This is a genomic window from Janthinobacterium aestuarii (assembly GCF_046113285.1).
GTDB lineage: Bacteria > Pseudomonadota > Gammaproteobacteria > Burkholderiales > Burkholderiaceae_D > Janthinobacterium.
On sequence record NZ_CP142524.1, the window covers coordinates 4,496,688 to 4,514,022 of the forward strand.

Annotated in this window: 14 protein-coding genes; 9 read left to right on the top strand and 5 right to left on the bottom strand. The window is 63.6% G+C overall.

Annotation, left to right across the window (positions count from 1 at the left end; all coding sequences use genetic code 11):
- Positions 1–9: 9 nt before the first annotated feature.
- The 5 genes from OX462_RS20160 to OX462_RS20180 form a co-directional block, all read right to left on the bottom strand.
- The gene (locus OX462_RS20160) at positions 10–1,185 is read right to left on the bottom strand and encodes an efflux RND transporter periplasmic adaptor subunit (protein ID WP_409026905.1); all 1,176 of its coding nucleotides are present in this window, start codon (positions 1,183–1,185) and stop codon (positions 10–12) included.
- Positions 1,186–1,219: 34 nt separating this feature from the next.
- Positions 1,220–2,722 (bottom strand): efflux transporter outer membrane subunit, encoded by a 1,503-nt coding sequence (locus tag OX462_RS20165; RefSeq protein WP_409026906.1) that lies wholly within the window; start codon positions 2,720–2,722, stop codon positions 1,220–1,222.
- A gap of 182 nt (positions 2,723–2,904) precedes the next feature.
- Positions 2,905–6,126 (bottom strand): efflux RND transporter permease subunit, encoded by a 3,222-nt coding sequence (locus OX462_RS20170; RefSeq protein ID WP_409026907.1) that lies wholly within the window; start codon positions 6,124–6,126, stop codon positions 2,905–2,907.
- 3 nt (positions 6,127–6,129) lie between these two features.
- Entirely contained in the window at positions 6,130–7,302 is a 1,173-nt protein-coding gene (locus OX462_RS20175; RefSeq protein ID WP_409026908.1) for an efflux RND transporter periplasmic adaptor subunit, read from the bottom strand.
- A gap of 238 nt (positions 7,303–7,540) precedes the next feature.
- Positions 7,541–7,966 carry a divergent PAP2 family protein gene (locus OX462_RS20180; RefSeq protein WP_409026909.1) on the bottom strand — a complete coding sequence of 142 codons (426 nt, stop codon included), beginning with the start codon at positions 7,964–7,966 and terminating at the stop codon, positions 7,541–7,543.
- Positions 7,967–8,212: 246 nt separating this feature from the next.
- Between OX462_RS20180 and OX462_RS20185 the strand changes: the two genes are divergently transcribed.
- The 9 genes from OX462_RS20185 (at position 8,213) to OX462_RS20225 (ending at position 17,326) form a co-directional block, all read left to right on the top strand.
- Positions 8,213–9,295 carry a DUF475 domain-containing protein gene (locus OX462_RS20185; protein ID WP_409026910.1) on the top strand — a complete coding sequence of 361 codons (1,083 nt, stop codon included), beginning with the start codon at positions 8,213–8,215 and terminating at the stop codon, positions 9,293–9,295.
- Positions 9,296–9,394: 99 nt separating this feature from the next.
- The gene (locus OX462_RS20190; protein WP_070290657.1) at positions 9,395–9,970 is read left to right on the top strand and encodes a TerD family protein; all 576 of its coding nucleotides are present in this window, start codon (positions 9,395–9,397) and stop codon (positions 9,968–9,970) included.
- 188 nt (positions 9,971–10,158) lie between these two features.
- Complete coding sequence (locus tag OX462_RS20195) at positions 10,159–10,875, top strand: TIGR00266 family protein (RefSeq protein ID WP_070224704.1); 717 nt, start codon at positions 10,159–10,161, stop codon at positions 10,873–10,875.
- 212 nt (positions 10,876–11,087) lie between these two features.
- Entirely contained in the window at positions 11,088–12,125 is a 1,038-nt protein-coding gene (locus OX462_RS20200) for an ATP-grasp domain-containing protein (RefSeq protein WP_409026911.1), read from the top strand.
- Positions 12,122–13,279, top strand: coding sequence for a phosphoribosyltransferase domain-containing protein (locus OX462_RS20205; protein WP_409026912.1), 1,158 nt, complete (start codon positions 12,122–12,124; stop codon positions 13,277–13,279). The genes OX462_RS20200 and OX462_RS20205 overlap by 4 nt, the downstream gene beginning before the upstream one ends.
- A complete protein-coding gene (locus OX462_RS20210) occupies positions 13,257–14,009 on the top strand; it encodes an HAD family hydrolase (RefSeq protein ID WP_409026913.1) in 753 nt (250 codons plus the stop codon). The genes OX462_RS20205 and OX462_RS20210 overlap by 23 nt, the downstream gene beginning before the upstream one ends.
- Complete coding sequence (locus OX462_RS20215; protein WP_409026914.1) at positions 14,006–15,112, top strand: cysteine protease StiP family protein; 1,107 nt, start codon at positions 14,006–14,008, stop codon at positions 15,110–15,112. The genes OX462_RS20210 and OX462_RS20215 overlap by 4 nt, the downstream gene beginning before the upstream one ends.
- Complete coding sequence (locus OX462_RS20220; RefSeq protein WP_409026915.1) at positions 15,105–16,091, top strand: HpcH/HpaI aldolase/citrate lyase family protein; 987 nt, start codon at positions 15,105–15,107, stop codon at positions 16,089–16,091. Before OX462_RS20215 ends, OX462_RS20220 begins: the two co-directional genes overlap by 8 nt.
- Positions 16,088–17,326: a TerD family protein gene (locus tag OX462_RS20225; protein ID WP_409026916.1), complete on the top strand. Its 1,239-nt coding sequence runs from the start codon at positions 16,088–16,090 to the stop codon at positions 17,324–17,326. Before OX462_RS20220 ends, OX462_RS20225 begins: the two co-directional genes overlap by 4 nt.
- The last annotated feature ends 9 nt before the right edge of the window (positions 17,327–17,335 follow it).

Sequence of the window (17,335 nt, forward strand, 5' to 3'; positions counted from 1 at the left end):
GGCGGCGCCTCAATGTTCTTGCGGCGTGGGCTGCGGATTATTGCGCGGCTCGACGACGTTGCTGATCACCACGGGACTACCGTTCTTGAGCTTGATCTGCCCGCTGGTGACGACTTGCTGCCCCTCGGTGAGCCCGGTCAGCACGGCCACCTGGTCGCCGCGCGTTTCGCCCGTCGTGACGAACACTTGCCGCACCACCAGCTCGCCCGCCTTCGGCGGTGGGGCGGCGGGAGCGGCGCTGCCCGGCGCGGCGGCCTTGGGCGCCTGCTGCGCCGGCTGCACGACGAAGACGGTGGAACCATACGGGTTGTAGGTGATCGCCGTCTGCGGCAAAGTCAGGTACTGTTTCTTTTCTCCCACCTCCACCTTGACGTTGGCAAACATGCCCGGCAACAACTGCCGCTGGGGATTGGCCACCGTGGCCTCCACCTGCACATTGCGCGTGGCCGGGTCGACCTTGGAACTGATGGCGCTGACCTTGCCCGCAAACGCCGTGTTCGCATGCGCATCGCTGGACAGGTTCAGCACCTGTCCCACCTGCAGCCCGCCCAGCTGCTTTTGCGGAATATAAAAGTCCACATAGATGGGATCGATGGTTTGCAAGGTGACGATCTTGTCGCCGGGATTCAAATACTGGCCCGGGTTGACCGTGGTGATGCCGAGCTTGCCCGCGAACGGCGCGCGGATGGTTTTCTTGTCCACCAGCGCCGCCTGCTGGGCCGCCAGCGCCTTGCGGCTTTTCAGGTCGGCCACGTCGTTGTCGACCTGCGCCTGGCTGATCGCCTGCACGGCAAATTGCTGGCGGTCGCGCGCCAGCACGGATGCGGCCAGTTCAGCCGCCGCCTCCAGGGCGCGCAGCTGCGCCAGGTCGGCGTCCGCATTCAGCTGCAGCAGCACTTGCCCCGCCTTCACTTCCTGGCCGGACTTGAAATGGATGGATCTGACGAGACCGGCGATTTCGCTCGTCACGTCGACACCGCGCACGGCCACCAGGGTGCCCACGGAAGCCAGGTGCGGCTGCCACTCGACCTTGCGGATGACGGTCGCCGACACCGTTTCCGGCGCGGGCTTGGGCGAACTGGCCATGAGCTGGCGGATGTGCAGGAAAAATCCCAGCGCCAGCAGGGCAATCAACAGCACCACCGCCCCCAGCATGATGAGCATGCGCTTATTGCGTTTCGTCATGGATGCCCTCCCCGTTTATGCCAGCGTCCAACAGTCAATCCGTGCCTGCCGCCACCGGCAAGGTGGTCGTGGCGGAAACGTTATCCAGCGCAGGACGGTTCCACCAGCCGCCGCCCAGCGCCTGGAACAGCGCGGCACTATCGGCATAGCGGGCCGCCTGCGCCTGCACCAGCCCCACCCTGGCCTGCTGGTAGGTGCGCTGGGCGTCCAGCAGGCTCAGGTAGCTAATAGCGCCCAGCTTGAATTGCTGCGTACTCAGCGCCAGCGATTCGCTGGCCAGCGCCTCCACCTCGGCTTGCTGCTGCAAGGCGGCGGCATCGGCCTCGAGGGCGCGCAAGCTGTCCGCCACATTCTGGAAGGCGGCCAGCACGGTGGCGCGGTAATCGGCCGCCGCGCCCTCGTAGGCGGCGATGGCGGCACGCCGCTGGGCGCGCAATGCGCCCCCATTGAAAATAGGCTGTGCCAGCCCGGCCGCCACGCCCCACACGGCAGAACTGGCGTGCAGCAGCGCGGGAACGCTGGTGGCCAGCGCGCCGGCATTGCCCGTCAGGGTGAACTGGGGATACATGGCTGCCGTGGCGACGCCGATCTGCGCGCTGGCTTGCTGCAGCAGCGCTTCGCTGGCGCGGATGTCGGGACGCTGACGCACCAGGGCCGACGGCAGGGAGACGGGCAAGTCCTGCGGCAGGTGCAGCGACGCCAGGTCGAATTCAGGCATGCCGGGCTCGCTGGGCAAGCGGCCCGCATACACGGACAGCTGGTGGCGCGTCAGGGCCAGCGCCTTTTCCAGCGGCGGCACGCTGGCCCGCGTCTGCGCCACCGTGTTGCGCTGGACCAGCACCGTAGCGCGGCCGATGGCGCCGAAGCGCAATTGCTGCTCGATCAGGTCCAGCTGCTTTTGCTGCGCGTCGAGTATTTCTCCGGTGGCCTGCAGCTGGGCGCGCAACGACGCTTCGCGGATGGCCGCCGTCACCAGGTTGGCCGTCAGGGCCAAGTACACGGCTTCGAGCTGATACTGCCGATAGTCGACCAGCGCTTGCAAGCCCTCCAGCTGGCGCTTGTTGCCGCCGAATACATCCAGCGCATACGACACATTCACCGAGGCATTGTACAAATTGAGGACGCCGCCCGCCCCTTCCAGGCTGCTGTTTTTTTCGCGGCTGACGCCCAGCCGGGCGCCCACTTCGGGATACAGCAGGCGGCCGGACAGGGTGCGGTAGTTTTCATCGGCCTGGCGCAGGGCCGCCTGGGCCGACGCCAGGCCCGGACTGCGCGCGAGGGCGCCGCGCACGAGCTGGTCCAGCGCCGGCGACTGGAACAGCGACCACCATTGCGCGGGAATATCCTGGCCCGGCACGAAGCGCTGCGCCTGGCCGGCGGGACCAGGGGCCGCCACGGTGTGCGCCGGCAACGGTGCCGGCGTGTAGCGGTCGCCGCCAGGGGCGGCGGGAGGCCGGAAGTCCGGCCCGACGGCGCAAGCGGCCAGCAGGCATGCCATGAGGATGCCGAGTATGGGCTGCCGGATGCTGAAGAACATGGTGCTGGTCCGTTACGTTGCCGTGCCACATTGCCGTTGAAAAATATCGCAAAAGTATCGCGATACCAGGCTGGCGATCCTGCCCACCCGTCCTACGATTGTAGAGCACCAGACGTAAAAAGAGCCTTCCGAAGAAGGCTCTTTGACCTGGCACAAGGATTGCGCAGCCGAGGCTGCCTGACTTACTTTTGCAGGCTGACCGACGCCGCTTTCGACGCGCGGCGTCCCATCAGGAACAGCACGGCCTTCTTCAGCATGCGGTAGACGAAGCGCACCATCAGCAGGGTCAGCACGCATTCGATCAGGGTCAATATCATGGCCACGACCACGGGCATGCGCGCGGCGCGGCGGTGGAACTTGGCCACGGCGCCATCGCGGGCGATTTCGATGCTGTCATAGAAGGTCGGCACGACGAGCAAAGTCAGAATCGTCGAAGTGATGGTGCCGCCGATGATGGCGATCGCCAATGGACGGTAGAACTCGCCACCCTCGCCCAGGCCCAGCGCCACGGGGAACATGCCGGCGATCAGCGCGAACGTCGTCATCAGGATGGGGCGCAGACGCATGCGGCCCGCATACATGAGCGCATCTTCGCGGCCATGGCCCTCTTCCTCGCGCTTGCGCGCCGCGTCGAGCAGCAGGATGGCGTTCTTGGCGACCAGGCCCATCAGCATGATGATGCCGATAAAGCTCATCAGGTTGAGGGTGTTGTTCGTGATCACCAGCGCCACCACCACGCCGATCAGGCTGAGCGGCAAGGACATCATCACGGCCACCGGCGCCGTGAAGGAACCGAACTGCATCACCAGGATCAAATACATCAGGCCGATACCCATCACCAGCGCGATCAGCATTTCCGTGAACAGCTCTTGCTGATCCTGGCCAGCGCCGCCCAGCGCCAGGCCGTAGCCGGGCGGGAAGTCGATGGAGTTGGCCAGTTTCATGGCATCGCTCGTCACTTCGCCGTTCGAACGGCCCTGCGCATTGGCCGACACGGTGATCGTGCGCTTGCCATTCTTGTGCTCGATACCGGACGGGCCCTTGCCCATGGTAATGGTGGCGATCTGGTCGAGCGGCACCATTTGCGAGGTGCCCGTCACGCTGATCGGCAGGCGCTCGATGTTTTCCGATGCCACGCGGTCGTCGGGATGCAGGCGCACGGCCACGTCGCGCGTTTCGCCCGTCGGATCGACCCAGTCGCCCACTTCCACGCCGGCAAAGGCCACGCGCAACGATTGCGCCGCATCATTGACGGAAATGCCCATGGAGTTGGCCAGGCCGCGGTTGAGCTCGATCTGCAGCTCGTTCTTCGGGTCCTGCTCGGACAAGCCCACGTCGACGGCGCCGGGAATGGCGCGCAGCTTGTCCATGTAGGCGTTGGTAATTTCCATGAGTTTACGCGAATCGGGACCGGTGAATTCCACCTGGATCGGCTTTTGCGAACCGTTGCTCAAGTCGTCCTGCACCACGTATTCGGCGCCCACCAGGCGCGACATCTTCTCGCGCAGCTCGACGGCGATTTCCTTGGCCGAACGCTTGCGCGTGTTGCGCTTGCCGATATCGACATACACACGGCCGCCGCCCGCATTGATGGAGCTGTTGGTATCCTTGGTTTCAGGCAAGGTGCGCGCCAGCACGGCCGCCGCTTCCAGTTTCAGACGCGAATACTCGATGCTGCTCGACGATGGCGTGCGCACATTGATCATCAGGTTGCCCGAATCGGATGCAGGCAAGAAACTCGTGCCGCCGTGCGTGATGTGCAGGGCTATGGCGCCCGCCAGGCTGATGACGGCGATGAAGGCCATCCAGCGGCGGTGGTGCAGGGCCCAGGCGATCACGCGGCCATAGCGGTCGGCCTGGTGGTCGAACCAGTGGTTGAATTTATCGAGCACGCGGCCGATGCCTTTTTTCGGCGCCGAGTGTTCCTCGACCGGATCGCCCCAGTAGGCCGACAGCATCGGGTCGAGCGTAAACGAAATGCCCAGGCTGACCAGCACCGAGCACGTCACCGTCAAGGCAAACGGACGGAACCATTCGCCCGAGATCCCCGGCATGAAGGCCACGGGAATGAAGACGGCAATGATCGAGAAGGTCGTGGCGGCCACTGCCATGCCGATCTCGGCCGTACCTTCCAGCGCGGCCGTGCGGCGGTCCTTGCCCATCTGCATGTGGCGCACGATGTTTTCACGCACGACGATGGCGTCATCGATCAGCACGCCGATGGCCAGCGACAGGCCCAGCAGGGTCATGAAGTTCAGGGTAAAGCCGCACAGCCACACGGCGATGAAGGCGGCAATCACGGACGTGGGCAGGCTCAGCGCCGTGATCAGGGTCGAACGCCACGAGTTCAGGAAGGCGTAGACGACGAAAATCGTCAGCACGGCGCCCAGGACCAGCGATTCGATCACATTGTTCAAGCTATGCTGGGCGTTTTCGCCGCCATCGCGCGTCACTTGCAACAAGGTGCCTTTCGGCAAAGTCTTGTTGATGTCCGCCACCATGTCGCGGATCTTGTTGGCCACGCTGACGGTGGACGCGTCGCGCACGCGGGTGATCGAAATGCCCACGTTGGGCTTGCCGCTGCGCATGCTCAGGCTGTTGACTTCGGCAAAGCCGTCCTCGATGGTGGCCACTTGGGCCAGGCGCACGATTTCCTCGCCGCGGCGCTTGATCACTACTTTCTCGAAGTCGCTTGGCGACTCGATGCGGCCCACGAGGCGGATGCTTTTCTCGTCCAGGGTGCCGCGCACCTTGCCGACGGGGGCATTCGTGTTCTGGTTGCGCAGGGCGGTCACGACGTCGCTGACGGACACATTGTATTCACGCAGTTTCTCCGCCCGCAGCAGCACGGACAGTTCGCGCTTGAGCGAGCCGCCCACGTTGACCAGCGCCACGCCATCGACGGTGCGGAAGCGGTCCGACAGCACGTCTTCGGCCAGGCGCGAAATTTCCGCATGGCTTTGCGAGTTCGACGACAGCGCCAGCTGCATGATCGGCTCGGCAGCCGGGTCGATGCGCTGCAGGATGGGCTCGCGCATTTCCGTCGGCAACTTGTAGCGCACGGCGGCAATCGCATTGCGGATATTGTCGGACGCTTCGATCAAATTGGTATTGAAGGAAAACTTCAGGAAGATGCTGGCCGCACCTTCATTTGAATCGCTGTTGACCTCGGTCACGCCGGAAATGCTTTGCAGCGACTTTTCCAGGCGGTTCACCACTTCGCGCTCGACCGTGTCGGGAGATGCGCCAGGGTAAGGAATGCTGACGACGATGAACGGCACTTCGACGTCCGGATTCTGGTTGACGCGCAGTTTCTTGAGCGCCAGCAAGCCGACGCACATCATCGCCAGGATCAGGACAATGGTGGCGGTGGGCCGCTTGATACTGAAATCGGAAAGGAACATGGCTTAGTTTCCTTTACCGGCAACGGCGGCGCTGCTGCTGGCCATGGCAGCGGCGGGCACGGCCTTGGCTGCCGTCAATTCCACTTTCTGCCCATCCTTGAAGGTCGAACCGGGCGTGCGCAGCACGGTGTCGCCGCTGGCCAGGCCGCTTTGCACTTCCCACTGGCCCGTGCGCACGTCGCGCGCGCCGATGCGCAAGTTAGTTTTATGCAAGGCCTTGTCCTTGACTTTCCACGTGTACGTGACGTCGCCCGCCTTCACCAGAGCCGAATCGGGGATCATCAGCGCGCTGACGGTTTCCGTCTCGATGCGCCCTTCCGCGTACAGGCCGGCCACGCGCGGCTGTTGCTTGTCATTGAAATCGACGAGCACGGCCACCTGGCGCGTGACGGCGTTGGCGGCAGGATCGACGCGGCGCACCTTGCCCGCGAAATCCTGGCCGGGATAGCCATTGATGCGGAACAGCACGGGCTGGCCCACCTTGACGACGCCGATCTTGTCGGCCGATACCAGGCCCTCCAGGCGCATGCTGGTCGGATCGATGACCTTGATCAATTCCTTGCCGATTTGCGCCGTATCGCCATTCGATACCTTGCGCTCGCTCACGATGCCGTCGAACGGCGCGCGCACGAGGGTGCGCTGCAGTTGCTGGCGCGCCTGGGCGGCGCGGCTCTTCGCGGCGGACAAATCGCTTTGCGCATTGTTGCGGCGGATTTCCGCGTCTTCCAGCGCCTGCGTCGACGTCATGCCCGAGGCGCGCAGGGTTTTCATGCGCTGGAACATGCGTTCGGACTGCTCCAGCACCTGGCTCGAGGCGCGGCTGGCTTCCTCGGCCGAATTGAGGCTGTCGCGGATGGCCGTTTCGTCCAGGCGCACCAGCACGTCGCCCCGTTTGACGATTTCGCCGTTTTCCTTCATCACCTGGATCACCACGGCCGACACTTCGGCGCGCAAGTCCGCGTTGCGCTCGGGCTGCACGGAACCGGTGATGACGGGGCCCGATGCCAGCGCATTGCTCTGGATGGTCAGCAAGTCTTCCGGGGACACCAGCAGATTGACGCTAGCGCCCGCCTGTTCCTTGCCATCCTTGCCGCCCTTGCCGGGATCTTTGGACTCTTTGCCACAGGCGGCCAAGGCAGAAGCAATTGCCAGAACAAACAGGGTTTTGCGCAACATGGGTAATTCTCCGGATAGATAGCGCCACGGCCGTCCCGGCGGCCCGGATAGGACTGCAGGCGATGGCAGGCATATATTTTTATTAAAACCACAAGCGCCAAAGTATCCATGAGCGCATCCGGCCATGTCAATCGGCCGTTTCCTGTAATGCTTTAATCAGTGGATGAAACGTAGTTTTTGCGCCCTGAAACGCAAAACCCCGCCTTGAAGCGGGGTTTTGACTAGAAGAAACGAGTGCTTAGCGGGCAAACACGTAATTGATCAGGAAACCGATGGCCACGCCCGTGCACAGGCCGCCGGCGATTTCCACCAGGGTATGGCCCATGCGCTCGCGCAAGGTCTTGTGCGCGGGGCTGGCCACTTCCCCCGCCAGGCGGTTGATGGCGGCCGCCTGCTTGCCCACGTGCTGGCGCAGGCTGTTGGCGTCGATGATGACGATGAAAGCCAGGGTCACGGCCACGCCGAAGGCGGGATGGCCTATGCCTTCGCGCAAGGCGATCAGGGTGGCCATGCTGGACACGACGGCGCTATGGTTGCTGGGAAAGCCGCCATTGCCGACCAGGCCGAACGCCCATTGCCGCGTGCGGACACTGTTGATCAGGAATTTGATCGGTCCGACCAGGATCCAGGTGATCAGGGGCGTGACGAGGTAAGCGATATCCACGGGGTATTCCTTCTTCTATATATGTCGAGAGTGTGCAAGAGACTGCGGCAGCCGGATGGGCGCGCCGCAATTATCGCAGATCGTCCGCGCCAGCAGAACTGTCTGTCGCCGGTCTATAAAACGCCGCCCCGGGCGGCAACTAATATAAAATCATGGCATATACAACAATTGACGTATATCAACACTGAGCGCGGCGCGCACAGCGGCGCGGATAATCAAACGTCTTTCACTTGCAACGGGGTACTCATGCGGCATTTCAGAATTTCCTTTTTAGTCACTTTTATCCTGATGGCGGTGTCGGGCTGGTGGGGTTACAGCCATGGCGGCATGCCCGGCCTGATCAATGCGCTATGGATCACGGGCGTGCTGGGCGTCATGGAAGTGTCGCTGTCGTTCGACAATGCCGTGGTGAATGCCTCCGTCTTGCGCCACTGGAATGAATTCTGGCAAAAACTGTTCCTCACGGTCGGTATCCTCGTGGCCGTTTTCGGCATGCGGCTGCTGTTCCCGCTGGTCATCGTTTCCGTCGCCACGGGCCTGGGCCTGGTCGACGTGTGGACCATGGCGACCACGACGCCGGACGTGTATGCCAAGCACCTGACGGACAACCATGCGCAAGTGGCGGCCTTCGGCGGCGCCTTCTTGCTGCTGGTGTTCCTGAACTTCCTGTTCGACGACGAGAAGGAATTGCACTGGCTGGGCTGGGCCGAGGAAAAAGTCAACGCGCTGGGCACGGAAAGCCTGGCCGTCCTGATCACCATGGGCGCCGTGGCCGCCTGCGTGGCCATGGGTCCTGCGGAAGCCAAATACAGCGTGCTCGCCTCGGGCATCGTCGGCATCGCCGTCTACATCGGCGTGAACTGGATCAGCGGCTTGCTGGAAGAAGGCGAACCGGACTTGCAGGATGACGCAGAAGAAGGCGCCGCGCCAGCCAAGAACGGCAATGGCGACCTGGTAAAGACGGTGGCGCGCGGCAGTATCGGCGGCTTCCTGTACCTGGAAGTGCTGGACGCCTCGTTCAGCTTTGACGGCGTGATCGGCGCGTTCGCCATCACCAACGACGTCGTCATCATCATGCTGGGCCTGGCCATCGGTGCCATGTTCGTGCGCTCGATGACAGTGTACCTGGTGCACAAGGGCACGCTGGACGAATTCGTCTACCTCGAGCACGGCGCCCACTATGCGATCGGCATCCTCGCCTTGATCATGCTGGCGTCCGTCAAGTACCATATTCCGGAGTGGTTCACGGGCCTGTCGGGCGTGGCCTTCATCCTGGTCTCGCTGTGGTCGTCCTTGCGTTACCGCAAACGGCACGCGGCACAAGCTTGAAATCGGGGGTTCCGCCCCCAATTGAGAGAGTGATGGCACGAGCGCCTGGCGCTCATCCCATGAAGGCATGATCAAGTTTAATTATTTAAGGAGCACCACATGGCAATCAGTTTGCAAAAAGGCGGCAACGTCAACCTGAGCAAGGAAGCACCGAACCTGAAGAAGATCATCGTCGGCCTCGGCTGGGATCCTCGTTCGACGGACGGCGCCACTTTCGACCTTGACGGCAGCGCGTTCCTCCTGAAAAACGACGGTAAAGTCCGTGGCGACTCTGACTTTATCTTCTACAACAACCTGAAGTCGACCGACGGTTCCGTCGTGCACACGGGCGACAACACGACCGGTGAAGGCGAAGGCGACGATGAGCGCATCGAAATCGACCTGACCCGCGTGCCTGCCGACATCGACCGTATCAGCATCACCGTCACCATCCACGACGCCGATGCGCGCCGCCAGAACTTCGGCATGGTCTCGAAAGCCTTCATCCGCTGCCTGAACGCGGAAGGCGAAAAAGAAATCGCCCGCTACGACCTGTCCGAAGACAGCTCGACGGAAACGGCGATGATCTTTGGCGAAATCTACCGCTACAACGGCGAATGGAAGTTCAAGGCCATCGGCCAGGGCTTCAACGGTGGCCTCGGCCCCCTCGCCCGTTCTTTCGGCGTCAACGCTTAAATTCACGCTCGTTAAACCTGCTGCGCCGCTCACTTTCGGGCCTGCGTTGCTCGCTGTACCTCCGTACAGCTGCGCGACTTAACCCGAAATCGAGCTTGCTCGCTACGGTTTTCCGAGGTGAATTATCTTAATGTCATATCATTACTGCCGCCTGCACAGATCAGGCGGCTTTTTTTTGGAGATTTATCATGCCAGTATTTAGTGTCACGGGCGACGTCGATCCCTTCCTGCACGTCAGCATGAAGCAGGGCGAAACCATCTATTGCGAATCCGATGCGATGGTGATGATGGAAACGGCGCTCGATTTGAAGGGCAAGATGACGGGCGGCCTGGGCAGCGCCATCATGCGCCGCTTCGCCAACGGCGAATCATTCTTCCAGCAGCACATCGAAGCGGTGCGCGGCAGCGGCGACTGCCTGCTCTCGCCCACCCTGCCGGGCGCCATCGAAGTGGTCGACGTGGGCGCGCGCCAATACCTGCTCAACGACGGCGCCTTTGTCGCCGCCACCTCGGGCACGGAAATGAAGGTACGCACGCAAAGCATCGGCAACGCCTTGTTCGCGCAGTCGGGCGGATTCTTCGTCATGGAGACGGCCGGCACGGGACAAGTGGTGGTGTCGGGCTTCGGCTCCATGTTCCAGCTCGACGTCGAGCCGGGCAAGGACGTCGTGATCGACAATTCCCACGTCGTGTGCTGGGACAACAGCCTGAAGTACGAGATTTCCGTGACCACGGGCGGCGGCTCGGGCGGCGGCGGCATCGGCGGCTTCCTCGGCAATATCGTCAACAGCGTGACCAGCGGCGAAGGCATCGTGCTGCGCTTTTCCGGCTCGGGCAAGGTGTTCATCTGCTCGCGCAACCGCGACGCCTTCCTCAAGTGGACAGCGAGCGGCAAGGCCGGCTGATTCCCAAACGCCCGCCAAAACCGTCGCGAGCGGATGGGGACGTGGCCGAGAAGCGCAACTGTGCGGACGCACAGTGAGCATCGCAGGCCGCGTCCACGACGCGCAGCAGGTTTGGGCTGGCGTTTTTCTAAGGCCATGTTAAGTTTTTCTGGCTACACTGCCCGCGCGCGCACCTGCGCGCGGCTTCTCCTATTTCCACCCGGTCCCCGTACATGCAAAGAGTCTGGTTCAACAAAACATTTTCCTCGGTCGGCACGGCCATGCGCCTGATCCGCGAAGCCGATAGCGCCGCGACCAGTGGCGCGCCCCGCTATCACATCGTATGCAGCAATACGAACGCCCATGCGGCCGCCTTTTTGTCGGCGCACGAATACGCGGTCGAACCGTCGGGCCTGACGGGACACAACTATGTCGAGTGGTGCCTGGAATTTTGCCGCGACCGGGGCATCACGATTTTCTGGCCCGGCAAGGAAGCGGGCCTGATCGGCAGCGCCAGCGCGCGCTTCGCCGCCATCGGCACGCGCGTGCTCAGCGTGGCCAGCGAAGACACCCTGACCCTGATGCATGACAAGGCGCGCTTCTGCGAGGGCCTCGACCTGCCCATGGCGCGCCCGGCCGACTACCGCGCCGTCACCACCATCGCGCAATACGACGCCGCCTACGCCGAACTGCGCCCCCTGCACCGCAAGCTGTGCATCAAACCGTCCGAATCCGTGTATGCCCTGGGCTTTGCCATACTCGATGAAGAACGCACCAGCGCCCAGCTGCTGCTGGCCGGCGCCGCCTACCAGATCAATGCGCAGGAGCTGCGCGCCGGCCTGGCGCAGATGGGTACATTTAAAACCCTGCTGCTGATGGAATACCTCGACGGCCACGAATACAGCGCCGACTGCGTCGCCGACCAGGGCACGCTCATTTGCGCCGTGCCGCGCAAGAAGCTGCATGGGGGCGGCAGCGGCCAGCTGATCGAACTGCGCGCCGACCTGCTGGCGGCCTGCGACAAACTGGCGCGCGACTACCGGCTCAATGGCGTGTTCAACATCCAGTTCCGCGAAGGGGCGAACGGCCTGGCGCTGCTGGAGATCAATCCGCGCATGTCGGGCGGCATCGGCATGGCCTGCGCGGCCGGCCCCAACCTGCCCTACCTGGCGCTGGCCGGCTTCGACCAGGGTTTCGACAAGCTCGCCGTGCCCGCCATCCGCGATGGCATGCGCGTGGGCGAAGCCGCCTACGCCGTGGAGCTGCCATGAACCTCGTCAAGCAGCAAATGCCCACGGGCGAACTGACCCTGAAAGTGGACGAGGCGCGCTTTCCGCTGGACTGGCTGATCGGCTTTGCCGCGCGCGCCAACGCCAAGCGGGGCTTTTTGTTCCTCTCGAAGGTGCTGGGCAAGCACTGGCCCGTCACGCCGCGCGCCATGCAAGCCATCCACGACGACCTGGCCGCGCAGATTCCCCCCAGCCTGCCCGGCCCCGTCGTCTTCATCGCCATGGCGGAAACGGCCGTCGGCCTGGGCCAGGGCGTGTTCGAGGCCTGGCTGCGCGCCAACCCCAATGGCAAGGCCTTGTTCCTGCACAGTTCGCGCTACCGCGTGGGCACGGTGCCCTTCTTCGAATTCGAGGAATCGCACAGCCACGCGCCGCGCCAGTTTTTGCATTTGTCGGACGCGGCTAGCGCCCTGTTTTCCACGGCCCGCAGCCTGGTGCTGATCGACGATGAAGCGTCGACCGGCAACACCTTCGCCAACCTGGTGCAAGTGTGCCGCGCGCGCTATCCGCAGCTGGAAAAGCTGCACCTGGGCGTGATCACCAATTTCATGGGCCAGGCCGCCAACGCGGGCTTGAGTGAGCGTTTCGGCCTGCCCACGACCATCGGCGCGGCGCTCTCCGGCCACTACGCCTTCCAGGCCGGCGCCGCGCCCGCTCCCGTGGCGGCCAGCGCGCAGCGCTTCGAGGCGAATGAAGAACGGGGCGCCAGCCCCGCCTTTGGCCGCATCGGCGTGGGACGCGCCCTGGCGCCGCCGCAAGGCCTGGCCGTGCAGCTGGCGCAGGAAATCGGCGCCGGCGACTCCGTGCTGGTGCTGGGCACGGGCGAATTCATGCACCCGTCGTTTTTGCTGGCGCGCGAATTGGAAAGCCTGGGCAAGAACGTCGTGGTGCAGTCGACCACGCGCTCGCCCATTTTGTCGTGGGGCTCCGTCAGCCATATCGTCCACTGCGACGACAATTACGGCGAAGGCATCGCCAATTACCTGTACAACGTGGCGCCGGGCCAGTACCAGCACGTGTTCATCTGCCATGAAACCCCGGCCAGCCCCGCCCTCATGCAACTCGCCGGCCAGTTGAACGGCCGCCTGTTCCACTTTCAGTCAGAGACCAAAATTGAAGAAATTCCTGTTTGTTGATCTGGACGACACACTGTTCCAGACCCCGAAAAAATGCCCTGGCGAGACCGATTTGCAAGCGGCCGCCTATCTGAAAAATGGCGACGCCTGCTCGTTTACGACGGCGCGCCAGCGCGCCTTCTTTGAATTCGCGCAAAGCGGCATGACATTGATCCCCGCCACGGCGAGAAATGGCGATGCGTTCCGCCGCGTCGACCTGCCGTTTACCAGCTACAGCGTGCTCGATTACGGCGGCATCGTGCTGCAGCCGGGCGGCGCGCTCGATGCGGGCTGGCTGGCCCTGATGCAGGACGACATGCAGACGGCCCTGCCCGGCCTGCGGGACGCCATGCGTATCATCGACGATTTTCAAATCAAGACGGGCATGCCTTCGCGCGCGCGCCTGATCGAGGACTACAACACGCCGTTCTACATTGTCGTCAAGGACCATGAAGCGCGCGGCGAGCGCCTGGCCGACATCGAGGAGCAAGTGCTGCAGCAGTGGATCGCCGGCGAAGGCGCCGACTACTTCATCCACCGCAACGGCAACAACCTGGCCGTGCTGCCGAAAACCTTGAACAAGGCGCGCGCCGTGGCCTACCTGCGCGCGGAACTGGAAGCCGAACATGGCCCCATCGTCAGCTTCGGCATGGGCGACAGCCGTTCGGACGCCCGCTTCATGGCCGCCTGCGACTACGCCATCATCCCCAACGGCACCCAGCTGGCGGCCCTCACGGTGGCGGCGCTATGACCCACAGCACGCAGCATTTCAGCGGCAGCTACCGCCAGGAAGACGTGGAGTTTCTGTTGACGCCGATGGCGCTCGAACCCATCCTCGACCTGGCCGAAAAAGAGCGCTTGATCCAGTCGGGCCAGCGCCACTACAGCGAGATGCTGTCGCCGGAGTCCCTGCCCTCGCCCGCCTACCTGGCCCTGTTCCAGAGCGCGTTCGCGGCCAACCGCCTGCAGATGGCGCGCGACTGCCTGCGCCTGGCCGCCCTGATCGCGGCGCGCCGCACGGGGCCCATCACACTCGTGTCGCTGGCGCGCGCCGGCACGCCCGTGGGCGTCATCCTCGGGCACTTGCTGCGCCAGGTCTTCCAGCGCGAGTGCAGCCATTATTCCGTCTCCATCATCCGCGACCGCGGCATCGACGCGAATGCCCTGAAACATATCATGGCGCAGGGTCATGCGGCCGACTCCCTCGTCTTCGTCGACGGCTGGACGGGCAAGGGCGTGATTTCGCGCGAACTGCGCCAGACGGTCCACGATTTCAACGCGGCCAATGGCACGGCGATCGATGGCGGCCTGTTCGTGCTGTCCGACCTGGCCGGCACGGCCGCCTGCGCCGCCTCGTCGGGCGACTACCTGATCCCGTCGAGCATCTTGAATGCCACCGTCTCGGGCCTGGTCAGCCGCTCCGTATTGAATGATGCCATCGGCCCGGACGACTTCCATGGCTGCGTGTACTACGCGCAGTTCGAGCAGCACGACCAGTCGCGCGCTTTCGCCGACGGCCTGGTGGCCGACGCCATGGCGATTGCCGCCAGCAGCGGTATCCCGCTGGCCGAAGCGAGCGATGCGCCAGCCATGGCGGCCCGCTCGCAAGCCTACATGGCCGCCGCGCAGCAGCAATACGGCATCAGCGACATCAACCTGATCAAGCCAGGCATCGGCGAAGCGACGCGCGTGCTGCTGCGCCGCGTGCCCGAGCGCCTGATCGTGCGCGACACGAATGCGCCGGACGTGGCACATTTGCTGCTTCTGGCGCAGGAAAAAGCCATACCCGTCATAGTAGAACCGGCGCTGCCTTACCAGGCGGTCGCCCTTATCAGGAGCGCAGTCGATGGATAACAACTCCCTACACCCGCAAAGCGAACATAAAGCGGCGCTGGGCGCCTCCATGTATGTGCCGACCACGCACAAGGACTTGCTGGCGATCGCCAATGGCGACAAATTCAGCCATTTGCGTTCGGTCATCCTGTGCACCGAAGACGCCATCGCGGAACGCGACCTCAGTTACGCGCTGTTCAACCTGTCGCTGGCGCTGCAAAACATGGCCGACGAATCGGACACCTTGCGCTTCGTGCGCGTGCGTAATCTCGAGGTGCTGGCGCGCGTGCTGGCCATGCCGGGCGCCGACAAATTGAGCGGCTTCGTGCTGCCGAAATCCACGCGCCACAATTTCGCCACGTATTTCGACCTCGTGCGCCACACGCATCATTTGCTGATGCCGACCCTGGAAACGGCGGAAGTGTTCGACGACGAGGAAATGAAGCAGTTCCGCCTCCTCCTGTCGGCGCCGGAAGTGCGGCGCCGCATCCTGGCCCTGCGCATCGGCGGCAACGATTTATTGGCCCTGCTGGGCCTGCGCCGCCCCACCAGCGGCACCATCTATCAAACGCCGCTGGGCCAGGTCATCGGCCGCCTGGTGACGATCTTCAAGCCGCACGGCTTCCAGCTGACGGCGCCCGTCTTCGAGCACCTGTCGCAGGGCAGCTGGCTCGATGCCGAAGTGGCGCAGGACATGGCGCACGGCATGATCGCCAAGACGGCCATCCACCCGGACCAGGTGCCGCAGATCGAGCGCCACTACCAGGTGGCGCAGTCGGACATCGAACTGGCGCTGCGCATCATCGACCCGGACAGCCCGGCCGTGTTCCGCATGCAGGAATCGATGTGCGAAGTGGCCACGCACAGCAGCTGGGCGCTGCGCATCATCGAGCAGGCGCGCCTGTTCGGCATCCGCCATGCGGCCGACAACGCCGCCGCGCACGTGCCGACTATCTCATTGACTCAACTCTCAAGCGACGAAGGGATTGCACGACCATGACCAATTTCACACGCGGACAAAAAGGCAAACTGGCTGACCTGGGCTTGAACGGCCCGTTTGCCGTCACGCTCGATATCGTTTCGGGCTCGATGGAAGTGGACGTCAGCTGCTTCGGCGTCGATGCGGCCGGCAAGCTGTCGGACGACCGCTACATGGTGTTCTACAATCAGAAAAGCGCGCCGGACAACGCCGTCACGGTGGAATTGAACGGTCCCCGCTCCACCTTCCAGGTCGACCTGTCCCGCCTGCCCGCCTCGATCGACAAGCTGGTCTTCACGGCCGCGACGGAACAGGGCAGCATGCGTGCGCTGGGCAACTCCAGCATGGCGCTGGGCCAGGCGGCCACGTTTGCCTTCACGGGCAATGACTTCCAGGACGAAAAAGCCGTCATCATCGGCGAACTGTATCGCCGCGACGGCAGCTGGCGCTTCGGCGCCGTGGGCCAGGGTTTCGCGGGCGGCCTGGCGGCGCTGCTGAAGCACTTCGGCGGCAGCGAAGCGGCTTCGTCTTCCCCTGCTCCCGTGCCTGCGCCAGCGCCAGCGGCCCCGCCAGCGGCGAATAAAATCTCGCTCTCAAAAATTCGCCTGGAAAAGCGCGGCGACAAGATCTCGCTCGACAAGCGCGACAGCGGCGGCTATGGCCGCATCCGGGTCAATCTGAACTGGAACCAGAACGCGTCGCAAGGCCAGGCGCCCGCCTCAAAACTGGACACGGGCTTCCTCGGCAAGCTGTTCAACAAGCCGGCCGCCCGTTCGGGCGGCATCGACCTCGATATCGGCTGCCTGTTCGAGATGAGCAATGGCAGCAAGAGCGCCGTGCAGGCGCTGGGCAACAGCTGGGGCGCGTATGACAGGCCACCGTACATCCACCTGGAAGGCGACGACCGCACGGGCAGCGTCAGCAGCGGTGAAAACATCTTCATCAACGGCACCCATTTCGACCAGATCAAGCGCGTGCTCGTGTACGCGTTCATCTACGAAGGCGTGCCGAACTGGGCCGCCACGGATGGCGTCGTGACGATCGAGATTCCCGGCCAGCCGACCGTGGAAGTACGCCTCGACACAGACAGCCCGCACGCCATGTGCGCCATCGCCATGCTGGAAAACCACGGCGGCAACCTGCAGGTGACAAAATTGGTGGAATACTTCGGCGGCCAAGGTAAAATCACGGCGCACCAGGCCATGGACGAGCGATACAATTTTGGCCTCAACTGGAAAGCCGGACGGAAAGACTAACTCTTTCTC

Excerpts from the sequence above, each read along its gene's own strand:
- OX462_RS20160 (WP_409026905.1), bottom strand. The coding sequence starts at position 1,185 with ATGACGAAACGCAATAAGCGCATGCTCATCATGCTGGGGGCGGTGGTG.
- OX462_RS20165 (WP_409026906.1), bottom strand. The coding sequence starts at position 2,722 with ATGTTCTTCAGCATCCGGCAGCCCATACTCGGCATCCTCATGGCATGC.
- OX462_RS20170 (WP_409026907.1), bottom strand. The coding sequence starts at position 6,126 with ATGTTCCTTTCCGATTTCAGTATCAAGCGGCCCACCGCCACCATTGTC.
- OX462_RS20175 (WP_409026908.1), bottom strand. The coding sequence starts at position 7,302 with ATGTTGCGCAAAACCCTGTTTGTTCTGGCAATTGCTTCTGCCTTGGCC.
- OX462_RS20185 (WP_409026910.1), top strand. The coding sequence starts at position 8,213 with ATGCGGCATTTCAGAATTTCCTTTTTAGTCACTTTTATCCTGATGGCG.
- OX462_RS20190 (WP_070290657.1), top strand. The coding sequence starts at position 9,395 with ATGGCAATCAGTTTGCAAAAAGGCGGCAACGTCAACCTGAGCAAGGAA.
- OX462_RS20195 (WP_070224704.1), top strand. The coding sequence starts at position 10,159 with ATGCCAGTATTTAGTGTCACGGGCGACGTCGATCCCTTCCTGCACGTC.
- OX462_RS20200 (WP_409026911.1), top strand. The coding sequence starts at position 11,088 with ATGCAAAGAGTCTGGTTCAACAAAACATTTTCCTCGGTCGGCACGGCC.
- OX462_RS20205 (WP_409026912.1), top strand. The coding sequence starts at position 12,122 with ATGAACCTCGTCAAGCAGCAAATGCCCACGGGCGAACTGACCCTGAAA.
- OX462_RS20215 (WP_409026914.1), top strand. The coding sequence starts at position 14,006 with ATGACCCACAGCACGCAGCATTTCAGCGGCAGCTACCGCCAGGAAGAC.
- OX462_RS20220 (WP_409026915.1), top strand. The coding sequence starts at position 15,105 with ATGGATAACAACTCCCTACACCCGCAAAGCGAACATAAAGCGGCGCTG.
- OX462_RS20225 (WP_409026916.1), top strand. The coding sequence starts at position 16,088 with ATGACCAATTTCACACGCGGACAAAAAGGCAAACTGGCTGACCTGGGC.